At 69.7% G+C, this 914-nt stretch carries 1 protein-coding gene; it reads left to right on the plus strand.

The window, feature by feature from the left end; translation table 11 throughout:
• The coding region (locus tag HMPREF0178_RS20110) for a GTP-binding protein (RefSeq protein ID WP_009369377.1) at positions 1–914 on the plus strand (914 nt) is incomplete at both ends.

Consider the following 914-nt stretch of genomic DNA (forward strand, 5'->3'; position numbering starts at 1 on the left):
CCTTCCGGCTGCTCCTGCGCCCGTTCGCGGCCTTGTCGGCCACGGCTGAAAGCCTGCTTGGGGACCCCGCCCGCGTGTCGTTGGACGGCGAGGCGGCCCCGATCCCCGGTTTCGACGCCGCCGGGAACATCCGGCACATCCCCGGCGGGACAGGGCGGGAACTCCGGCTCACGGCGGCGTTCGGCAGCGCCGGAGCCCAAGGGCGTCCCCTCGCCCGTCTGCCCCTGCGCCACAAGCCGCTTGAGGAGGAATCCGGCCTGCCCGTGCTGCACATCCTCACCGGCTTTCTCGGCTCGGGCAAAACCACATTCCTGCGGCAATGGCTGGATTTCCTGCACGGGCGTGAGCGCTATACGGGCGTCATCCAAAATGAATTCGGAGAAATCGGGCTTGACGCGGCGCTTCTGCGCGGCGAAACCCAGGTGGAGGCGCTCGATGAGGGGTGCGTGTGCTGTTCGCTGGCGGACAGCCTGCGTCCGGGGCTGCTGCGGCTCATCGGGGACATGCCCGCCGAGCAGTTCATATTGGAAACTACGGGGCTGGCGAACCCCGCCAACGTCATGGACGCGCTGTCCGAGCTGCGCGACATCGTGCAGCCCGGCCTTGTGATCACGGTGGCGGACGCCCTTGATCTGTGCCGTTCGGAAGGGGACATTGCGGGCATCCGCCGGGCGCAGGCGGCACGGGCGGACGTGATCATCCTGAACAAGGCCGACACCGTGGAGCCCGCCGCGCTAGAGGCGTTGGCGGAACGGCTGCGGGCGCTGAACCGTCAGGCGCTGATCCTGCCCGCGCGCCACGGGGCCGTCGCCTTCGCGGAGCTGGACGCCTTCTATGCGGACTGGGCGGATCGCCGGGGCACGCCGCTGCCGTCGCATCGGCCAGCCCTGCCGCGTTTCGGCGAAACGGTGACC

The sequence above is a fragment of the Bilophila sp. 4_1_30 genome (assembly GCF_000224655.1).
In the GTDB taxonomy this organism is placed as follows: Bacteria; Desulfobacterota; Desulfovibrionia; order Desulfovibrionales; family Desulfovibrionaceae; genus Bilophila; species Bilophila wadsworthia.